The sequence below is a fragment of the Aquimarina algiphila genome, from assembly GCF_947494415.1.
Taxonomy (GTDB): domain Bacteria; phylum Bacteroidota; class Bacteroidia; order Flavobacteriales; family Flavobacteriaceae; genus Aquimarina; species Aquimarina algiphila.
This window is the reverse complement of the sequence record NZ_CANLVC010000018.1, coordinates 49262-67658: the sequence shown is the minus strand read 5'-3', so window position 1 is coordinate 67658 and position 18397 is coordinate 49262. Positions and strand designations below refer to the sequence as shown.

28 protein-coding genes and 3 tRNA genes are annotated in these 18397 nt (G+C 35.0%); 4 read left to right on the top strand and 27 right to left on the bottom strand.

Going from position 1 to position 18397, the window contains the following annotated elements; genetic code table 11:
• The 3 genes from PQF96_RS28550 to PQF96_RS28540 all read left to right on the top strand — a co-directional run bounded on the left by PQF96_RS28550 (position 1) and on the right by PQF96_RS28540 (position 376).
• Positions 1-73, top strand: a tRNA-Lys gene (locus PQF96_RS28550).
• 80 nt (positions 74-153) lie between these two features.
• Positions 154-226: transfer RNA gene (locus tag PQF96_RS28545), tRNA-Lys, on the top strand.
• A gap of 66 nt (positions 227-292) precedes the next feature.
• Positions 293-376 (top strand) — tRNA-Leu (locus tag PQF96_RS28540).
• A gap of 87 nt (positions 377-463) precedes the next feature.
• On the opposite strand, the gene PQF96_RS28535 is transcribed toward PQF96_RS28540, so the two are convergent.
• The 18 genes from PQF96_RS28535 to PQF96_RS28450 form a co-directional block, all read right to left on the bottom strand.
• Positions 464-751 (bottom strand): hypothetical protein, encoded by a 288-nt coding sequence (locus PQF96_RS28535; RefSeq protein ID WP_271770471.1) that lies wholly within the window; start codon positions 749-751, stop codon positions 464-466.
• 682 nt (positions 752-1433) lie between these two features.
• Positions 1434-2612, bottom strand: a complete 1179-nt coding sequence (locus PQF96_RS28530; RefSeq protein ID WP_271770469.1) for a hypothetical protein — start codon at positions 2610-2612, stop codon at positions 1434-1436.
• A gap of 8 nt (positions 2613-2620) precedes the next feature.
• Complete coding sequence (locus PQF96_RS28525; RefSeq protein ID WP_271770467.1) at positions 2621-3082, bottom strand: hypothetical protein; 462 nt, start codon at positions 3080-3082, stop codon at positions 2621-2623.
• On the bottom strand, positions 3079-3312 hold the full coding sequence (locus tag PQF96_RS28520; protein WP_271770466.1) for a hypothetical protein: 234 nt from the start codon (positions 3310-3312) through the stop codon (positions 3079-3081). The genes PQF96_RS28525 and PQF96_RS28520 overlap by 4 nt, the downstream gene beginning before the upstream one ends.
• Positions 3313-3355: 43 nt before the next feature.
• The gene (locus PQF96_RS28515; protein WP_271770464.1) at positions 3356-3589 is read right to left on the bottom strand and encodes a hypothetical protein; all 234 of its coding nucleotides are present in this window, start codon (positions 3587-3589) and stop codon (positions 3356-3358) included.
• A gap of 18 nt (positions 3590-3607) precedes the next feature.
• Positions 3608-4654: a hypothetical protein gene (locus PQF96_RS28510; protein WP_271770462.1), complete on the bottom strand. Its 1047-nt coding sequence runs from the start codon at positions 4652-4654 to the stop codon at positions 3608-3610.
• A complete protein-coding gene (locus tag PQF96_RS28505; protein ID WP_271770460.1) occupies positions 4651-5133 on the bottom strand; it encodes a hypothetical protein in 483 nt (160 codons plus the stop codon). The genes PQF96_RS28510 and PQF96_RS28505 overlap by 4 nt, the downstream gene beginning before the upstream one ends.
• Positions 5130-5342, bottom strand: coding sequence for a hypothetical protein (locus PQF96_RS28500; RefSeq protein ID WP_271770458.1), 213 nt, complete (start codon positions 5340-5342; stop codon positions 5130-5132). The genes PQF96_RS28505 and PQF96_RS28500 overlap by 4 nt, the downstream gene beginning before the upstream one ends.
• Before the next feature lie 10 nt (positions 5343-5352).
• The gene (locus tag PQF96_RS28495; protein WP_271770456.1) at positions 5353-5883 is read right to left on the bottom strand and encodes a M15 family metallopeptidase; all 531 of its coding nucleotides are present in this window, start codon (positions 5881-5883) and stop codon (positions 5353-5355) included.
• Positions 5883-6326 (bottom strand): peptidase associated/transthyretin-like domain-containing protein, encoded by a 444-nt coding sequence (locus PQF96_RS28490; RefSeq protein WP_271770454.1) that lies wholly within the window; start codon positions 6324-6326, stop codon positions 5883-5885. The genes PQF96_RS28495 and PQF96_RS28490 overlap by 1 nt, the downstream gene beginning before the upstream one ends.
• Positions 6327-6339: 13 nt before the next feature.
• The gene (locus PQF96_RS28485) at positions 6340-6936 is read right to left on the bottom strand and encodes a hypothetical protein (protein WP_271770453.1); all 597 of its coding nucleotides are present in this window, start codon (positions 6934-6936) and stop codon (positions 6340-6342) included.
• A 2-nt stretch (positions 6937-6938) separates the two neighbouring features.
• Positions 6939-7127, bottom strand: a complete 189-nt coding sequence (locus PQF96_RS28480) for a hypothetical protein (protein WP_271770451.1) — start codon at positions 7125-7127, stop codon at positions 6939-6941.
• Positions 7105-7923, bottom strand: a complete 819-nt coding sequence (locus PQF96_RS28475) for a hypothetical protein (protein WP_271770449.1) — start codon at positions 7921-7923, stop codon at positions 7105-7107. The genes PQF96_RS28480 and PQF96_RS28475 overlap by 23 nt, the downstream gene beginning before the upstream one ends.
• Before the next feature lie 2 nt (positions 7924-7925).
• Complete coding sequence (locus tag PQF96_RS28470; protein WP_271770446.1) at positions 7926-8198, bottom strand: hypothetical protein; 273 nt, start codon at positions 8196-8198, stop codon at positions 7926-7928.
• 14 nt (positions 8199-8212) lie between these two features.
• Positions 8213-8581 carry a hypothetical protein gene (locus PQF96_RS28465; RefSeq protein WP_271770445.1) on the bottom strand — a complete coding sequence of 123 codons (369 nt, stop codon included), beginning with the start codon at positions 8579-8581 and terminating at the stop codon, positions 8213-8215.
• Positions 8582-8667: 86 nt separating this feature from the next.
• Positions 8668-9270, bottom strand: a complete 603-nt coding sequence (locus PQF96_RS28460) for a hypothetical protein (RefSeq protein ID WP_271770443.1) — start codon at positions 9268-9270, stop codon at positions 8668-8670.
• 74 nt (positions 9271-9344) lie between these two features.
• Positions 9345-9815, bottom strand: a complete 471-nt coding sequence (locus PQF96_RS28455; RefSeq protein ID WP_271770441.1) for a hypothetical protein — start codon at positions 9813-9815, stop codon at positions 9345-9347.
• Between the two features lie 73 nt (positions 9816-9888).
• On the bottom strand, positions 9889-11457 hold the full coding sequence (locus tag PQF96_RS28450) for a hypothetical protein (RefSeq protein ID WP_271770440.1): 1569 nt from the start codon (positions 11455-11457) through the stop codon (positions 9889-9891).
• A gap of 284 nt (positions 11458-11741) precedes the next feature.
• On the opposite strand from PQF96_RS28450, the gene PQF96_RS28445 reads away from it, so the two are divergent.
• Positions 11742-12047: a hypothetical protein gene (locus PQF96_RS28445; protein WP_271770438.1), complete on the top strand. Its 306-nt coding sequence runs from the start codon at positions 11742-11744 to the stop codon at positions 12045-12047.
• Between the two features lie 619 nt (positions 12048-12666).
• Here the strand turns inward: PQF96_RS28445 and PQF96_RS28440 are convergent.
• The 9 genes from PQF96_RS28440 to PQF96_RS28400 all read right to left on the bottom strand — a co-directional run bounded on the left by PQF96_RS28440 (position 12667) and on the right by PQF96_RS28400 (position 18380).
• Positions 12667-12810 (bottom strand): hypothetical protein, encoded by a 144-nt coding sequence (locus tag PQF96_RS28440; protein ID WP_271770436.1) that lies wholly within the window; start codon positions 12808-12810, stop codon positions 12667-12669.
• Positions 12811-13133: 323 nt separating this feature from the next.
• Positions 13134-13700: a hypothetical protein gene (locus tag PQF96_RS28435; RefSeq protein ID WP_271770434.1), complete on the bottom strand. Its 567-nt coding sequence runs from the start codon at positions 13698-13700 to the stop codon at positions 13134-13136.
• Positions 13684-13944, bottom strand: a complete 261-nt coding sequence (locus PQF96_RS28430) for a hypothetical protein (protein WP_271770432.1) — start codon at positions 13942-13944, stop codon at positions 13684-13686. Before PQF96_RS28430 ends, PQF96_RS28435 begins: the two co-directional genes overlap by 17 nt.
• A 268-nt stretch (positions 13945-14212) precedes the next feature.
• Complete coding sequence (locus tag PQF96_RS28425; protein ID WP_271770430.1) at positions 14213-15073, bottom strand: DNA adenine methylase; 861 nt, start codon at positions 15071-15073, stop codon at positions 14213-14215.
• Positions 15063-16169: a DNA cytosine methyltransferase gene (locus PQF96_RS28420; protein ID WP_271770428.1), complete on the bottom strand. Its 1107-nt coding sequence runs from the start codon at positions 16167-16169 to the stop codon at positions 15063-15065. Before PQF96_RS28420 ends, PQF96_RS28425 begins: the two co-directional genes overlap by 11 nt.
• A gap of 11 nt (positions 16170-16180) precedes the next feature.
• A complete protein-coding gene (locus PQF96_RS28415) occupies positions 16181-16360 on the bottom strand; it encodes a hypothetical protein (RefSeq protein ID WP_271770426.1) in 180 nt (59 codons plus the stop codon).
• Positions 16361-16377: 17 nt separating this feature from the next.
• Complete coding sequence (locus PQF96_RS28410; protein ID WP_271770424.1) at positions 16378-16995, bottom strand: hypothetical protein; 618 nt, start codon at positions 16993-16995, stop codon at positions 16378-16380.
• 3 nt (positions 16996-16998) lie between these two features.
• Positions 16999-17493 carry a hypothetical protein gene (locus PQF96_RS28405; protein WP_271770422.1) on the bottom strand — a complete coding sequence of 165 codons (495 nt, stop codon included), beginning with the start codon at positions 17491-17493 and terminating at the stop codon, positions 16999-17001.
• Positions 17494-17504: 11 nt separating this feature from the next.
• Positions 17505-18380 carry a phosphoadenosine phosphosulfate reductase family protein gene (locus tag PQF96_RS28400; protein ID WP_271770420.1) on the bottom strand — a complete coding sequence of 292 codons (876 nt, stop codon included), beginning with the start codon at positions 18378-18380 and terminating at the stop codon, positions 17505-17507.
• Between the last annotated feature and the right edge of the window lie 17 nt (positions 18381-18397).

Here is an 18397-nt window from a genome sequence, read left to right as displayed (position 1 = left end):
GACCTGGTAGCTCAGTTGGTAGAGCATCTCCCTTTTAAGGAGAGGGTCCTGGGTTCGAGCCCCAGCCCGGTCACTAAGAAATAGATACTAATTATTTTATATATAGTATTATCTATTTAGTTCTTAAAATATTTTGATAAATAAATTATCTATGACCTGGTAGCTCAGTTGGTAGAGCATCTCCCTTTTAAGGAGAGGGTCCTGGGTTCGAGCCCCAGCCCGGTCACTAAAAAGTATCGTAGTTTCTACGATACTTTTTTAGTTTTATGTTATATTGTAGTGTTAATTTATTGCCCAGGTGCTGGAATTGGTAGACAGGCATGGTTGAGGGCCATGTGTCCATTAGGGCGTGCGGGTTCGACTCCCGCTCTGGGCACTATTTCAAAAACAAAAACCTGATATTCAGCGTTTTAAAAGTTAAGTGGTAATTTTAGTGGTAAGTGATATAAAAATCTCTCTACTCCTATACTTTCTCCAGCCATTTAGAACCTTTTCTTTCAAACTCCGAGTTATTGAACTTGATATGTCTAGTTAATCTAAAAGCTTCTAAAAATATATATTCTAAAGTTTCAATATCCTTAGGTTGTTTCCAACCATTGAATGTAAACACGCCATCATTTATAATTAATGTGTTTTTTCTATGATCGATGATTTGCAAATAGCCTTTTTTCATAGCTTTTTGTAAATACTCTCTAATTAATATATCATCAATCTTTATCATTAATCTAGTCAAAATTCTATTAGGTATCATAAAAGATGTGAATTTACTTACAATACCGATCTATTAATTGCGGAAAACCGTATGGTGTATTATTCCGTTAATCAATATTAGTGAAAAAATGAATTCTTAGCGTTTGGCTAAAACATAGAATTTTTACGGAAAAACAATAGGCGAAACTTGTAATTAACAAAAGATATAAACAACAAATAGAAAAAAATTGTATTTTTGTACATGTCATGCACATATTGCATATAAAAAACCACCCCGTAGGGTGGAAATAACAAAGTTATTTTTTTCTTGAATTTAACCAAGCTGTGGTCAAACTCACCAGAGCTACAAAAATGCTTGTAGCAATGGTAACAATTTCAGTTGTACTCACTGTATTTACAATGGCGATCACTGTTGTTAAACAAAAGGAAACCTACCAAAGTCAGTAGTTCGTACCTATTGACTTTTTTTATGCCCAATGACCTCGCCTTATTTTTAAAGCATGATAATAGGCTCCTTATCAACTGAAAATCATGTTTTCTGTCTGCCATTATTAATTAATAGTTCATTAACAAGTTGATTGATAAGGCGTCAATTTAGAAACTGTTAAAACAAATTTAAGATTTATAATTTGTATGAAAAAGAAAAAGTCAAGGTTTAATAATTAACAAACAAAAAGCCCGACCAAATAGCCGGGCTTTCTCAACAACAATAAAACACACTTTTACAGCGAACGAACAATAAGTTTAGGTTGCAAAGGCTCAGCCTTTTTTGTAGGGGTTTTCTTTACTTCTTCTGAGTCTTTTGTAAGTCTTTGATGATAGATGCTATATTTCAGCATAGGGATTTCATTATATCTGTTTTTACGGGCTACCAGGTAGTTGTTTCTATAATCTTCGTCAGGCTTCTCCACTTGTAGTATTACATCTCCATCAAATTCAGAATCCGAACCGCCCCGCATAGTTTTTCCGGTGGTTCTCTGGAAAATCAAAAAGAATAGTTTGCCATCAAATGCTTTTCTAATATGATCGTCCAACTCCAACTTAAAGGATTTAATTAATCGCTGAAGTTTTCCAAAACTATCCACAAAAATTACATCATGTGCTTCTACTAACTTTTTGAATTCTTCATAATTTGAAACATCATCTATTATTGTAATGTTACTGTAATTCTCTGGAGATATATATTGATTTCTTTTGTCCTTAAACAGCTTACTTTTTGAATGTTCCTCGAGAGTAAAAAACAAACATTTTTTATGATCATTGGCATATCCTTCCATTGCCTGAAAGAATACCCTTGTTTTACCTGATCCCGCAGGGGCATCTAAGGTAACCACCACACTATGTTCTGGTTTCTTTTCTAAATCTCCCAAAAACTCTCCTAACTCGGTTTCTAACCTAAATGTTTCTGTAGGTTCTTCCATATGATCCAGATCAGCCATTGTTGGAAGTCCTTTAATGGGTTTTCTTTTAGGTTTTATTTGTACAGGTTCTTTTTTCTGTTGACTTATGATTTGAGACTTAAAAGTTTTTTGGACAGGAGGAAGTACTTCCCTGGTATGTTCTATTATTTTTGGCGCTGTAACCGGTTGCGATGTTGCTAGATGAATCACAGGTATACCTAAACCCTTAACCGTGAGTTGAAATGCTTTCTTTTTGAGTCTGGCTTTTCTACTGGCCTTTGTTACTCTTTTAGTTTTTCGCTTTACCTTTTGTACTGGCTTTGATAACTTCTTTGCAATGGTAATTTTAAATTTACCATTGTCATTTCGCTCGAGAAGGGTTTCTATTTTAGTAACTACTCGGTGTTCTTTTTCTTTACAAGCTTTGGACAATAGTCTTTTTAATGCATCACGAGATACTACATTACCATCCAAATTGTTGTATCGTTCTACTGCTGTCATCTGTGTGGTTATATAATGTAGGATTTACCTAATGATTCTAATTCAGCCTTTACATTCAATTTAGATGGGTCAATAAAAATTCCTATGGCACTATTAAATAGGCTTCCTATGTTTGAGATATCAATACTAGTAGAAAGGTTAGGGATATTCATTGAACCTTTGGCAGGTATTTCTATTCCTGACAAGTTCGGGAAGGACTCCCCTATGAACTGACCAGATTCAGAATAGAATAATAAACGCTTAAGAGTAACCAAGTTTCCCGTACTCAAATTTAATCCTTGCTCTGTGGGATTAGTAATATCTAAGTCAATATCAAAATTAACTCCAGTGCTTTCCAACTGAAAATTACGAATACCATTAACACGTAATAGCAGTGCATCGATCACGTTTCTAATCTCAGTTACTTTTTGTTTTCCAAAATACATAGACCCTATAACCGCACCGCCTACTAATAATAATATATTTTTCATCTCTTTTGTTTTTTGTTAGTGAAGTATTTAATCCACATCTTTGGATTGAAAATATCTTTCCACGTAATTTTTCTAATGAATCTTTTCCAGTGATAGGAAACTGTAGTTCCTACAACCATAGCTGCTGTAGTCATTATCATTTTTAGCATAAAATCCTCAAACAAGCTGCCTGATAGAAACCCAAAAATATATATGGCTAATTCCATTGGTTTATACATCTGTGTTGTCATTTTAATATCAATTTAGTGAGTTATACACATTATTGATTTGGGGTTAGTGTTTCGAAAATGGATTTACATTTCTTATAATGTTTCTTACTTTGTTTTTGACCTCTGTTTGTAGAAAAAGAAGCCCTATTGCTAATATTAATAGGATAAAGTCATAGGTTTCCAGTTTCACACCACTATTAAAGAAATAGTATCGTATGACACTATAGGCCTGTCCTAAAACAACCAACAATCCTAAAATCCAAAGTACTCCGTTTACAATTTTATTCCACTTTCTCATTTTACTTAGTATTAAAAGTTAATTAACTGGTTTCCAATATCCGGTTGTACTTGCCTGATCATTAGGCGCAATCCATGAAGCGTCTGCTGCTCCTGACTCATTGCTATCATACCAATACATCGTTGATGATGCTTTTATTAAGCGAGTTTCACCGTCATTAAGATTGGATTGTGGCAAAGCTGCTAAGGTAGTGGTGCTTTCCATGGGTGGTTTGTATAAACTAATCGGGGTAACCACTCCGTTATGTTCTTCAACATAGCTGCCATTTTTAGGGTATAGCTTAACCACTTCAAAATTATTATCCTGCATCACTAAAAATACACCTCCCGGAAGAAAAACAGAGTCAGGATATATAAACATTTTAGGAGAACCCCCAAGTACAAATAAAAAGGGTGCTTGTTGTCCTGTGGGAACTAATCCACGTTCTATAGATACATCATTTGGAGTATTTCCACCTGAACCCATTCTAAACCTAAAACTTTTCTGGGTACCGTCAACACTTTCAATGGACTCACCTCTAAAAAAAGGCTCCGAATCCCCATCAATAAAGCCTTCAAAATGAGAACCAACCACCCTACGCACACTCGCCCATGTTCCAGAAGGTTCAGCCACTCCAAATGTTATTAAATTGTTTTGGTATTCATTAGAGGTACTTCCTTCATCTACATACCTAAAAAATAAAGAAGGTTCACCGATACCGGTTCCTTCTATATCCCCAATTCTAAACACAGGGTTGATGTGGTTACCTGTACCTATGGTACCCTGACGCTTGATAATTAAAGACTTTAGATTAGGGCTATCTAGTAATAAATCACTATCTACTAATGTAACTAAGCTCTGATTAGTTAGGGTGGTAGTACCAGATTTTACCCATCCAGTTTCTAAGGCTTCATTTGCCGGAAGTGTCACGATACCCGGACTACCATTAATATCTAAACCTAAAACTTGCGTAGAAGTTAATGGTGGCAGATCAATAAAACGAGTATTAACACCTATGCTTCTTTGACCAAATGTCAATTGAACAGTACAACCTATTAAATAAAGTATAGCTATTACTTTTCTCATACTGGTGGGTTTTGAGTTGTAAAATGGAATAAGAAAAGGTATGATTTAGTAGGTTCTATAATATTATCGGCTGCACTAATTGCAAAGTACAGTCCGTTTGTTGCATATGAAATATTCTTACTTCCGAATACGGATTCTACATCATGGAAACCACCTCCAAAAGGATCACCAACATCAGCGTTCGTTTTTTTAAATACAACTTGAACATAATCCTGTACGTTTAATAGATGCGATAATCCAGAATTATATCCAGTAGGAAACGATCCGGTTAACAGATCATTACCGCTAATTGAAATAGCCTGAGAATAGACAAATTTATTGAGATACTTGGTAAAGGTATTCTGAGGTAGAAAACCAACATCTAAATTAGGAGCCAAAGCAAAATCCTCTAACAATATGATATCATTTGGATTCACTGTTTGTTGACCAACCCCGTAGGTTCCTGAAGGTATATTTGCTATAAAAGAGGCTCGACTCATCCTAATTGTGTTTTAATGTAGGTTACTTTAAAAATGGGATATTCATCATCTTGAATGGTAAAACCCGGATGATTATTTATAGCTTGTGCCAAATCAAATTTGCTAGGTCTTATCCCAAATATTTGAATTACCCCCAATTCAATTTCAACAGGCTTTTTGCTTCCTTCACCACTTGCAGCTCTATATGATGTTTTACCCAGTAATAGCATATCCTTATTTTTATACGGTTACAAATCCATTTCGCATTTGATTACTGATCACCTTTTTTTGTAAATCAGCAATCGAGTTACCAAAGGTGTCATGAAAATGAGGTTTATCATTAATCGATGTAAAATCACCACCCCATGTAAAACCTAAAGATTTTCCAATCTGGGCAATCTTTATATAATCATCTTTATAGTTTGGTTTTCCATTAATCATGGGTACTACATCTATAGCTAACCCGTAATTATGAGTAGACTCACCTGCTTTTGCATTGGTAACAATCTTTCCGGGTTTTGTTCTTCCCTGAGCATATAAATCGTCCTGCTCTTTAAAGGTTCTAATTCCATCGGTTACACGTAATTTAATCCCTTGCTGATCTGCTAAATGAATAAACCTTCGAACTTTGTCTTGTATGCGCGGATGCAATCTTTTAATCCGTTGTTCCGAAACCAAATCCCAAACGGCACCAGATATTTTGTTTCTCATTAAAAAAAGAATAGTGGTAAAAGCAATTCCTGCAACTACTATGTTTTTATGTATTTTCATTATAAGGCTACTGATTTTGGAACCTTACTCTTATACCATAAATAACCGCCTCCTAATACCAAAGCCCATAACCAGAGGTTTCCTTTTTGAGATTTCACTGATGTTATAATCACTTCGTCAAGACTCTCTACTGCATCTTTTAACACGATTACTTTACCAAGCTTAGCAAAAGGGATATTTTCGGTAATCTTCCCCACATGTGTAAGTGTAATGAACTCTTTACCATTAGAACTAATAGTGGCTTCACCTTTTGCATTGGTAATGGTATTACTACCACCACTAAATACATGAACACCCACTAAAGGTTTTCCCGTTTCATCCAAAATCGTAACTTCTTTTTGTATACTCATGGCTGGTGCAATTTTTTTAGGTTCATTAACAGTTGGAAACATTGTGTGTTTGATAATACCTGATGGTCTATTTGTACATGCAAATTGTTTCATAATTATATCTTATTTAGAATGCAAAGCCTGCGGCATTTACGATTTGTTTTACTTTTTTGTATACCTCACCATCACTAGGGCTTAATTCTGAGTTTAACCAATACACCAAATCTCTGGGTTCGTAACTATCGAAATTTGCAAATATCCCAGAGGGAGGAGAATTGTAGCCGTTATAATCCTTCTTGCCAAAGGCGTTAAATACGGCTTTGAAATTAGCCGGTGATAGTTGGTTAAATATTTCAAGAATTGTTTTTTCATCTGTACCCCAAAATGGAGCTTTATGATTGAAAGCATCTAATAATTGTTGTGCAAATACACGGGCTTGTTTTGCGGTGATGGTAGCCCCGTTTGTATCGAGGTCTCCAACATCTACCTGATTATCGATATCAGGGTTAAAAATCCCATCCACTGCGTTACCGCCTGCATTTAATGTCTTTACTAATCTATAGACTACAAAACCCAGTACAACACCACCAACCACATATAATGCAGTCTTAGGGTTACTCTTTACCAAATCCCCCGTTTTATCAATGCCTTTTTTAGCTGCTGAAGCTGCTTTTTTGGCTAGATCTTTTTTTGTGTCTTTTTTAACTAGAGTTGTAGTGGCCATAATTACATAAATAAAGCGGTTATTGTACCCCAATTATACTGGAGCGCTTTCCTTGATTTTTCTGATTTTGATAACTGGTATAATTTGCTCAATTCATCGTCAGTAAGATTATCCTGCATATATTGTAATGCTTTGGCTCTCTCACTCTCTGATATCGGATTATTTCCTTTAATGTGTATCGTTTGTGCCATCTGTAATAAAATTATGTTTTACTAAAAGTTGTTGCATTTCTTGGATAAAATCTTGGTTGTTCTGGCTATATGCCTGTAACACATAGTAGGCATTCATCATAGGTGCACTTGATGTGTCTGGAACATCCATAATAACTTTTATAAGTTGTCCTTTTAACCCATCTGGTAATTGTGGTTCTTGTGCCGGTGATCCCAAGCCGGGTGCCGTTTTCATCATAGTGAAAATCCCTGTCAATGCGGGAGCTACTTCTTTTATAGTATCACCCCAAAACTGTTTAGTATCGTTGCTCTTTTCTAGTTGTCGTACCTTTTCTTCTAAATCACGTTTTTCATTCTCTAACCGTACGGTTTTTTCCTTTTCAACAACCAAGTCAGATTTAGCAACATTGTACATTTGGCGATCTACATGCAACCCAATAACATCTGCCATCCCTAAACCTTGCGTTTCTGCATATCCTAATCCTTGCGGTTGTATGGTTTTTGAGGCAATAATCTCTTTAGGTTTTTGCATTACAGTTTCTTTTTCTTCGCCTCCTAATTCACAGTTATACGCTAATCCGTCCCTAACACAAGCACTTCCCTGTTTTCTGTGTAACTGGATTTGAATTTTAGTGACTCCTTTATCCATTAACTCTTTAAAGTATCCTTCAATATCTCCGGATTTTTCAATCATGGCTTTCCCATCAATTCGATCATTAATAGGGACTATAGGATTACCGTTTTGATAGTCTTTAATCTCTACACAAAGCTTGTCGTTCGTTTTAAGTCTGTGTATAATGTTGTTGAATTCTTCCATAATTAACAGTCTTTTTTATGTAGGGAATTATAGACGCAAACTAGTTTCCCACCATTAGGCATAATAATAGTTATACTGCCTTTCATCGGAAATGTAGTTGCAGAGCAGTTAAACATTTCTCCGGGTTTAACCGTAACATTTAAAAGCTGTACATCTGTAGTACCTTCATTGTGAAATCTCGGTGCAATCTTACCTTCCAGAGTATAATTATCTTCTGTTTCTGTAATGGTATCTGAAGAAACAGTGGACTCATATCCTAATAGGAAAGCGACCATATGTTTTATAGTGCTTAACATGTCGGTTGCTGTACAATTACAAAAACAACTTGAACGGTAATCGCTGCTGCTAATGCTCCATCAGGTGCAATTAATCGTGCTTCTACTTCTGAACTTCCATTGGAATTTACTGGTACAAAACCATCTATAAAATGATTTCCTATTTCTCTATCCCTCCAAAAAGAAACATCAATAGGTGTATTGATTTCCTGTCCTTGTTCGAATAAGCCAAGGTTAAGTACTTTACCCGGTGTAGTACTTGGTTTAGCTGCTGCTACAATTTGCATACCTGAAGGTAGTTCGATGTTTTTACTTGCTTGGGTATCTCCCACCGGTAAGGTTACCGTTAGGGTTTTAAACTGATATTTATATGCTGTATTCATATTATGTTTTGTTTTGAATTAAAAAAGCCCTGCCTTTTACAATAGGCAAGGCTTTTTAACGAACTAATCAACCAATTATAAAATACTTACGCTACGTTTTTGATGGTCTTAAATCCTTTTAAGAATACCTCAAGGTAATGCTCTTTTCCGGCTGCTGGCGCAGGCATGGCAACCCCCGCAGGAAATTTGATTTGCCAATCCATTTCTTCATCATCTACCAAATAGGCTAACCCACCTAGTTTGTAGTATTGTTCAGAAGAATTTAAACCTGTTCCTTTAGGTCTTAATAAATCGGCTACAGGTAGACTTACTACTTCTCTATTATTCTGAGTAATCACAAATAAAGCATTTCTTAAAGCCCCGATATGAGTATTTCCATATTCGGCAGCACCCTCCATATTGGGATCGTCCTGAGCATACCCTAAAGCGATTTGACTAAAAATCACAGCTTGATTTTTGGTCAAACGTGTTCCTTTAATACTAGATACCCCGTCGATTTTTTCGGTAGTGGCATCGATCACATCAAAATTGGAAGAAGCTCCAGTGATGTTTTTACGAACAAAAACAGTATGATCCGTTAATCTTACTCGGTTACTTGAAATCAATTGTTGTAATTCTGAACTTAGAATTCCGGCTACTGACGTTACAAACGCCCAAGCCATATTAATTAATGCTAAATTGTTTTGCATGGTATTATGATTTTAAAATTATTTCTGATTTTTAAAAAGTTATGATAACAGTGGTAACCATTATCTTTTATCTTTTATGCGAATGTGTTAGTATTAGTGTCCAATGACATCTCTTCAATAGGCATGTCATAATCTGGCATATTTAAAGCCGGTAAATAATCCACCTGGTAATCCTCTTCATATCGTATGATATTTTCCCCACAACTTCCATCAGGACAAGCTAATCCAATTGCACCGGCAATAAGTTTATCACTTGATGTACTTGCATCTGTGATCGCATATTTAGTTCTTAGTGCATCCTGTAATAAGTCCATCCCTTGACGAATAGCAATCCCAGATAATACTTTGGTACCCGGTTTGATTACTTTTGCTCCTGCTTGGGTAGCTGCCGCAATTAAAATACTACCTCCAAGTAATGCAGCTTTTACTATTTTTTTCTGCTTTTCTGGCACTAATGCAGCTACTGCACCAGACCCCGCCCAACCTAGAGCCGGTAACGCAACATTTTCTACTGCGCTCCCTATATTTTCTACTTTTAAATCCATTTCTTAAAAATTTTAAATTCAAGTTTATGATAGTGTGCTTCTACGGTAGGCTACCGATAAGCATCGGTTATCCTTATTTTTTAGCTATTGCGTTTTTAATTTTCTTTCCGAATAGTAAACCACCTACTAATAAGCCTCCTATGATCCAGTTTGTTCCTGCGGTTTGTACTTTTGGTTTTACATCAATGGGTTGTGTAGTAGGTTGTACTGGTGTAGGTGTAGGAGTTACGGGAGTGGGTTTAACCACTACAGGCGTTGGCTTAACTACTGGTTTTACAACCGGTTTTACGACTGGTTTTGGTGGTACTATTACAGGAGGGTTGACCACCTTTGGAGAAACCGTATAGCTTTGGAAATAATACGGTGCGGTACCGTGTCTACGACCCCACTGGTAAGAACGCCCTTTAGCATATCCCGGTAATCCTGAAGGCACTTGGAAATTTCCTTCTTTTCGTCCTGCTGATTTAAGATTATAGCTCAGTCTGACATCTGCCAATATCTGTCCTATTAATGCTTCTACAGCTGCCTTACGAAGTCCGTGACCTTTACGGGTACACCCTGCAAATCGACCATTGGTACCATTAGTGGATTCTGCCAAATATGCTGCGGAGAAATCTAGAAATTTATTAAGACTTGCGGTATTGACACCACGAGATAAACCACTATGCTCTACAATAAAAGGCATGTCTACTTCAACGTGTGCCTTTGCTTTTGATGGAGAGTAAGAACTACCCCAACAACTCACATCGAAACCGTTTTTAAAAATTGACCCTATAGAGCTTTTAAACCAATCACTTTTTAGGATGGCTTTTGTTCCTGCAACAATAGCTCCTGTGGTAGCTACTGCATTCAATCCACCTTGAAATGTGCTTTGAAATGGGATAAGTTCTCCCTGAACTACTACACCCGCCTCAGTGATAGCAAAACTAGGATCGATTCCTCTACTTGTATAGCTTTTTACCTTCTGACGAATAGTACCAGTTACTGGCATTGAAATTCCGTTATCATTTAGGAACATTAAAAAGTCTTCGAATCCTTGATCTACTAAACCGGGCATTCCTAAACCGTGGTAGGAAGCTCCATTTAATCCAATGTGTGGTAATCCTTGCATAAATAAGTCTTTTGCCTCTAAGAAATCTACTTCTGTGTTTTCATGCTTGGTAGCATCAATAACGTAGTAGTTTCCTCGAGTGTTAGTTTTACCTTTCTTAGGTATGATTACATAAACATGTGTAAATTGATCTGGATGGAAATAAGGTTGCCTTACTTGCCTGATATAATGTGGAATCCCTAAGTTTTTAAGGATGCAACTGGCAAAAATGCTGTAACTCTTACAGTCAACACCTTCATATCGTTGTTTCCAAGCGCAAGCCGGTGAACGTAATTGTTGTTCTCTGCCATCTGCTTTATATTGGATATGATGATATAGAAAATCATATATCGCCTGAACCGTACCGGTAAGCGTTGCTCGTTTTAACTTTGGTGATAGCTTTACAGTTTGTTTATAATGTGTATTGACCCAATCTGTCATGTGACTAACTGTAGTATCTGTATCGCCTTTAGTTAAACGAGTAACTCTGCACCTCGAATTTGGTATCAGATTAACAAACTCTTGCCCATCTTTTAGAGGGCGCTGTAGCATGTTAAAATTTTGAGGTATATCCAAATCAATCTATTTTTGTTAATGAACTTGGGTGCAAGTACGTGAGAAAACAAAGGCACTTTCTTGGTTAGTCACGGTTAACCGTGATTAGTAATGCTTAGTTGTGATTAGACTTGTTTGGCTTGGGTTAGTAACGATTAGCTTAGTTTAGCCTCGGTTAGTCTCACCTAACCTCGTTTAGTTTCGTTTAGCACAATATATTTTACGGTAAAACCGTAATTTTAACGGAATATTTCCTAATTTTGGGAAATATTCCAAATTTTATGTTAAGTAAATCTCAAAAGGCTATAGAAGTAAATTCTGAATTCATTAAGCTTAAAATAAGCCGTGCATATTGTGGAATATCATACATTACTGTGAAAGACTGTGGAAAGAAATATGCTACTCTTAAAAATAAGGTATACTCTTATTTTGATGGTGTTAAGGAATACTCTGGTAAAAGAAGTGAGCGAGCATCAATTAAAATTTTCACTGGATTGATTGATAGACATAAGAATTTTGAATGTGATGATATTGAATATTACTTTAATGATAACTCAGGGGTTTGGATGTGGATGGAAGTACATTGATACCTCAAACCTACTTCTTTTTAGTTAATAATTATGTACTTTTATTATATCTTAAAACCAATAGATTACTTTTTCTAAATGAATATCAATTTCAACACTCACGAAACTCTCAAAGTTTTATCCAAAATTAAAATTCCCTATTTAATCAGTTTCTTAGCTTTTATCAGTTCTTTTAATTTATGGTTTTTGTCAATTTATTTTTATAATAATGAATTGATACAAAAGCATGGTTTATGGATTGCTTTATTGGTTACTTTTGCGCTAACAATATCTTGGTGTTTGATTTCAAGCATTATAGTACCTAAGTATTTCATTTTAGTATTTACCGAAAGAAATACTGATTTTACCGACTCAACTCTGGCGGAAGGCAAATCTATAATAAATACTTATATATTTTTTGAGATAATCGTTTTACACTCATTTTTTCTATATTTAGAATACCTATTTAATTGATCATTTAAAGTTTTAATTTCAATTGAATTTATTTCCCTTTTACTACAGTTTTTATTAATCGATTGGCTTTTGAAATTAGCTTACAAAAAAAGGTTAAAATAAAATCAAAAAGATGAAATACGAGTATATATAATAACATAATATTGTTTAGTCTTTTGTTTAATATTTAGTTATAATCTTCATCTTGGTCATATGCTTTAGCCCCAATAGGTATAATTTCTTTTTTATCAACATTAAAACCTGATAAAGAAAAAATAACGGCTACAATAATTATAAGAATAACATATATTGAGATATGAGTTTTTTTCATAAATGTGTTTTAATCCTTAATGATGTTTCTGAATTCTAGTGTTGGTTAATTTTTTATAGTATCGTTTACATTCTTCATAATCTTCTTTCAATTGTGATAAAGCTTTCTTTTCTGATATATACATCTGATAAAATATGAAGCATAATATGGGTGATATTAGCCATAGAATAAGTATTGTTTTTATAATGATTTCCATAAAACTAAAGTGTTTTGTGATTACATGTTTTTATACTTTGTGATACTTTATTTTTCTTCTATTAGAAATGTATTTTTCTTCGATTATCATTGATCATATTTATATTCATTTTTCCTTGTTTTTTTATTTAATACTTTAAATCTGTCCAGTGGATAATGTTACCTGAGAAATTCTGATTAAACCACATTAAAAAATGTTCTACGGATTGGAAACCATCATTTCTAGCTAACCGTTCAATTGTCAAAGAACAATCAATAATTTTACCTGCTCTAATAAAGCATGAACTTAAATTACCATCAATCCAAACATTTACTTTCTGTACCTTTTCCTCCCTATGTAATAAAGGAGAATACTTAATTACTATTTTCTGAACACTAACACATTTAATGATTGGTGCAAACTGAAATGTATCAGAATGATAAGGCGCCCTTTGCCATACTTTAAAATGAATATCCCGTCCAGCATACCAACGGTTAGTTTTGTCTTCTCTTATAGTATGAGGTTTTCTTCTCTCTGAACATAAGAATTGTAAATCTGTAAACTCATAATATCTACGCTCATAATCTGTGATTTCGTCCGCAGAAATCAAACCATTATGATATAATGAATTAAGGATTTGAGGAACAAAAACCGTTTGTTCTCCTTTAAGTTTCCCCATCTTATCCGGCCACTTGGTGCTACATTGTATTGTCATTGTTTCTATTTTTCATATCGTAAATAAATCTATTTAATGGGCTAGAATATTCTGCGCAACCCAATAAATAAGCCGCTACACCATTTTCTAAATCTATTTCGATGTTCATGTAATCATGATCTTTATCCTTATGTATTATTTTGAAATCTGGATTAAATCGCTTACCAATTTTATCAAGAAGATAACTTTCTAAATATTCTAATTCGTTTATCTTAATGGTGATTGGTATTTTTACTCTACTCATTGCTATTGGTTCTTTGTTTATTCAATTACATTGCTTACAACACTTTTTTCTATCTCTGTCTAATTGCTCAGCGAAATGTTGACCAAGCCTAAAAGCTTCCTCATTTCTTTGAAAGGATATCCAAACTTTTATATATCCAGATTTAAGTGTTTTTTTGCGTATCAATTCAGTACCATAAACGGTGCAGATTGATTTTAACAATGAATCGAAATGTTTCTTTGCGACTTTAATTTTAATAGTATTCATATGTATAATTTTAAGTATTAGATTAAATAGTATTTTCAAATAGGTTTGATTGTGCTTTTGCGGTTAACTGTTCAGGATAGTTAAACCAAATAACTTCCTGTACCTCCGAAGATCGAATGTTGTTCTTTTTCTTAGGAAGTTTAATCTTAGTCCAGTCACTATATAAAGTATTCATAAGGTTACAGTCATATCCGCTAACCATCCCATAGCCTTTTGTATTATGCGCGAGTTCTGCGAGTTCTTTATGGTTATCATCTGTAAACTCAAAACGATAATCATTAAAGCTTTTACGACATTCTTTTGGGTAAGGAGGATCGTAATAGAAAAAAGTATCTGGAGTGTCAGTTTTTAAAACTGCATCTTTATAGTCATAATTGATAATCTGAAATTCACTTCTTAAGATTTCAGCAACTTCAAATAGTTTAGGAATGGCATTATTCCATTTACTGACAGTTTCACCTCCATTGGCATTTACTTTAGTTTTAGCCATATGCCAACCCTTATTCTTTCGTTGTGCTCCTAAACCATAAAAAGATTGACGAACTCTTACAAAATATCGTCTGGCATTTTCGATCTTATCTGTTGGATGATTAATCCAACATTTATCATATTCCTCTTTACTGCATGGAGTAAGTAATAAGCGTTCGATTAACTCACTGGTATGATCTCGTAAAACCGTAAAGAAATTAGTTACTTCTCCGTTAATCTCATTAGCAGTTTTTATAACACTACCATGATAATTTAAACTCATAGCAAATGAGCCGGCAAATACATCTACTAAATGATTAAATTTTGCAGGGAAATAGGGGTATATTTCATCACAATGAGAAAACTTTCCGCCGAAATAATTAAATGCTATTAGTTTTGATGTATTACCGCTCATTACTTAAATGTTTATCTAATAATGTTTCAAACGCATATGCTGCTTGCTCACTTACTACTCCGTTGCCATACTGGCGAAGAAGCTCTGTTCTAAAGTTGTACCCATTAACTGTGATACCCATGCCGGGTTGAGTCGTTCTTGGCTCTTCCCATTCATACTGTGATTTCCCTTGTCGAGCTGGCCATTTATTGCCATTCTGGATAAGCTTTCCTATTTGGTATTCTTCGCTGCTTTTTCCGTCTCGCTTGCTTGTGGAGTTGGATAATTCATTACTTGACTCGGTAGATTGGGTGAATTCCTTTTCCGATCCGCCGGACAATCCGTTCCCGTCGCATCTCGTGCTGCAGGAGTTTGCCAATTCTTTACCTGGTTGGATAGACTCGGTATCTTGGTATTGTTGTTGTATTTCTTCATTCTTTCCTGAAAATTCTCCAAATTGTGTTCTGTCTCCGAAGCTGTTGGTGTTAGCCAATTCTTTTCCACTTGCATGGCCAAGTTTATTTGGACTTTGTTTCCACTCGGACGTATTTCGTAATTTGGTTGTTTTCCTCCAGAAGGAAGATTTGGGGTTCTCCATCGCAAGTATAAAGAGTCGTTTTCTCTCATGTGGCGCACCAACCTCTGACGCTGTAAACAATCCCGCTTCAACGCTGTAACCCATATTTCGTAAGCTGTCAAGAACATAGGGAAAAGACCCGGTAAGGTGTCCTGAGACGTTTTCGAAGTAGCACCAAATAGGTCTAATGGTATCGATGCATTTTTCAATATACGGCCAAAGGAATCTTGGATCATTCCACAATTTTCTTTTTCCGGCATGGCTTTCTCCCTGACACGGATAACCCCCAATGAATCCGTGTACTCGGTTGCGAAAAGGTTCTGGATCGAAGGTTTTAATATCCGTCCAAATAGGTGCCGGATCCACCAAACCCTTTTCCATCGCAGCCACCAAGTTGAAGTTTTGAAAAGCTTCGATCTCCAGGTAAGTGACTGGCTTAATTGGGATAACTGATTTAACACCTCTTTCGAGTCCTCCGTATCCATAGCAAAAAGATAATACTCGTTGTTCTTCGGCAATATATTCTTTGGTACTATCCACATTATTCTGTTTTATTTAACTCTTATTAATAAATTATCAATTTGCATTTCTGCACATTCAACACTTTGTGTTATTTCTCCAAATTCTTCTGGATTATATAGAAACTCTTTATTGAACTTTAGTTGAGCATCAACGAGCTCTTGTCTAGTAAATGTTTTTTCTATAATTTCGATTTGATTTATATTTTTCATTTTTTAGGTTTTAAGAATTAGTTTTCTTTTTGATTTCTAGGATTCTCTTTACATGAGGCTTCGTGCTTCTTTTTACTACTTGTAGACTTTAGAATAGTTCCACAATGTTTGCACGGGAACTCTGTTTGAACTTTTTGGAGTTCCTTTTGAGTTCCTAAAAGTTCCTTACGAACTTTGTTGAGCTCCTTTTGAACTTTATCCAGTTCAATCGTTCGGTTAACCGTCTTGTTATGTTCCTCATATTTCTTAACAAACATTTTTGAAAACACATATTCTAGCAACGCCAGAAAGAAGGCTAAAAAGATTCTTTTAAAATACCAGGTCCAATGATGCACCTCAGGCTCAAAAACTTTGAATACAATGAGCATTAAAACCAAGCTGCAGATCCCAAAGGCTTCCGGAAAACTAAACTTGTGGTTTCCCTCGGTATCTATAAATAATTTTGAGTTTACACTAGCTGCTAACATGGTAAGGGAAGCTGCAATAGCAAATAAAACCGAAGCGGTTAACCGTAGTTCTGGTTGAGGAATCTCAAAAAGAGTATAAAATAAAGCCGCTGCCTTGATTGTAAATGCAATCATAATAGAGATCATTGCAATGATTACGACGGTTATTGAGTTTAGAAATTTTTCCATGATCTAATAGGTATAATCGTTTCCAAGCCCATTTAAAATATCTTCCCAACTCTCTGAAGTATATCCACATTTGTGCTTCCACACAATTTTTTGATCTTGGCTAAATCCTAAATTATGAGGTTCGTTATTATCAAAATCATAACACCCCAAAGTCTCTGATCTAAAAAAAGTCACTTCTAAAATCAAAGTGGGAATACCCCAATCCTTATCATTTTTTAACTCTAAAGCTGTTTTCTTTGCTTCTTTTAAAGTATCCACTACATCATACTTATTTCTAAAATAACCGTGCTTCTCACTATAACCACAAATAGTATATACTATTCTTGTTTCGGGCTTTCCTAGCTTAAGCTCTATGGGAACAACTGTATTTTTGTGATATTCACAAAAAGCACTGTATCGAGCTAAATAAGCCTTTGTTTGCCTTTCTTCATACTTAGCAGCATTTAATAACTCACGTTCTTTATCCCTATCTATAATTATTTGTTTGTAGTCTTTCATAATTGTTTTGTTTACTCACATAAGCTGTAGAAACTCATGCAACTGGTTTTATCGGTTTCAAAAAGATCAATCGTAGAGGATTTTCCATCTACATAGTTTTTCACATCTATAATGGTGGGGTATATTCCATTAGTTCGGGCGTATTTCGGAATCTTATCAGGAGGAAAAAAAGAAGATTTAGTCATTTTTTCATATGAACGAATCTCTTGTATTCTTTCCGGGTATCGATTAACCAATTGCTTAACTGAAGATAAATTCGACATGACACAAGGAAAACACCCTACACGCTTAAATCCTTCTTTGTATAATGGATTGGGTTTTTGGTCATTCTCAATGATGTAATCAATTACCCGTTGTCCTGACCATTTAAATACAGGTCTTATAATGTCATCGGCATAATTTGAAATGAAATTCAGCACCTCTTTTTTTCTATAGGTGTGATATTTTTTCTTTCCTTTTCTATCGGTTCCAAACGGCTCGGTATAAAATTTAAATAATCGGCATTGCTGATTCATTCTTGATCGTGCTGCGCTTTCATCTGCCCGTATACCCTGAATAACTATAACATGGTCTTTTACTTCATCGAGTATGTAATCTATAAAAGGTTTTACCTTAAGTTCTTGTGTACAAAATCTGGCTTTGGTCGAGGGAAACCGTTTCTTTTTTAAGGAAAGATCAATAAGACCGTTATACTTTTTTGACTTAAGAACAACTAATTCTACCCCCAGATCGGTGGTGGTAGTTTTTAAATGCTTGTAAGTAACTTCATGTTCCCAATTGGTATCAGTAAATACTGCGGTTATATTTTTTGAACCGTACAGTTTAACCGCCCGTATAAGACTGGCCTGACTATCTTTTCCTCCGGAATATTGTACAATTATTTTCATTTAAACTTCGATTTCAG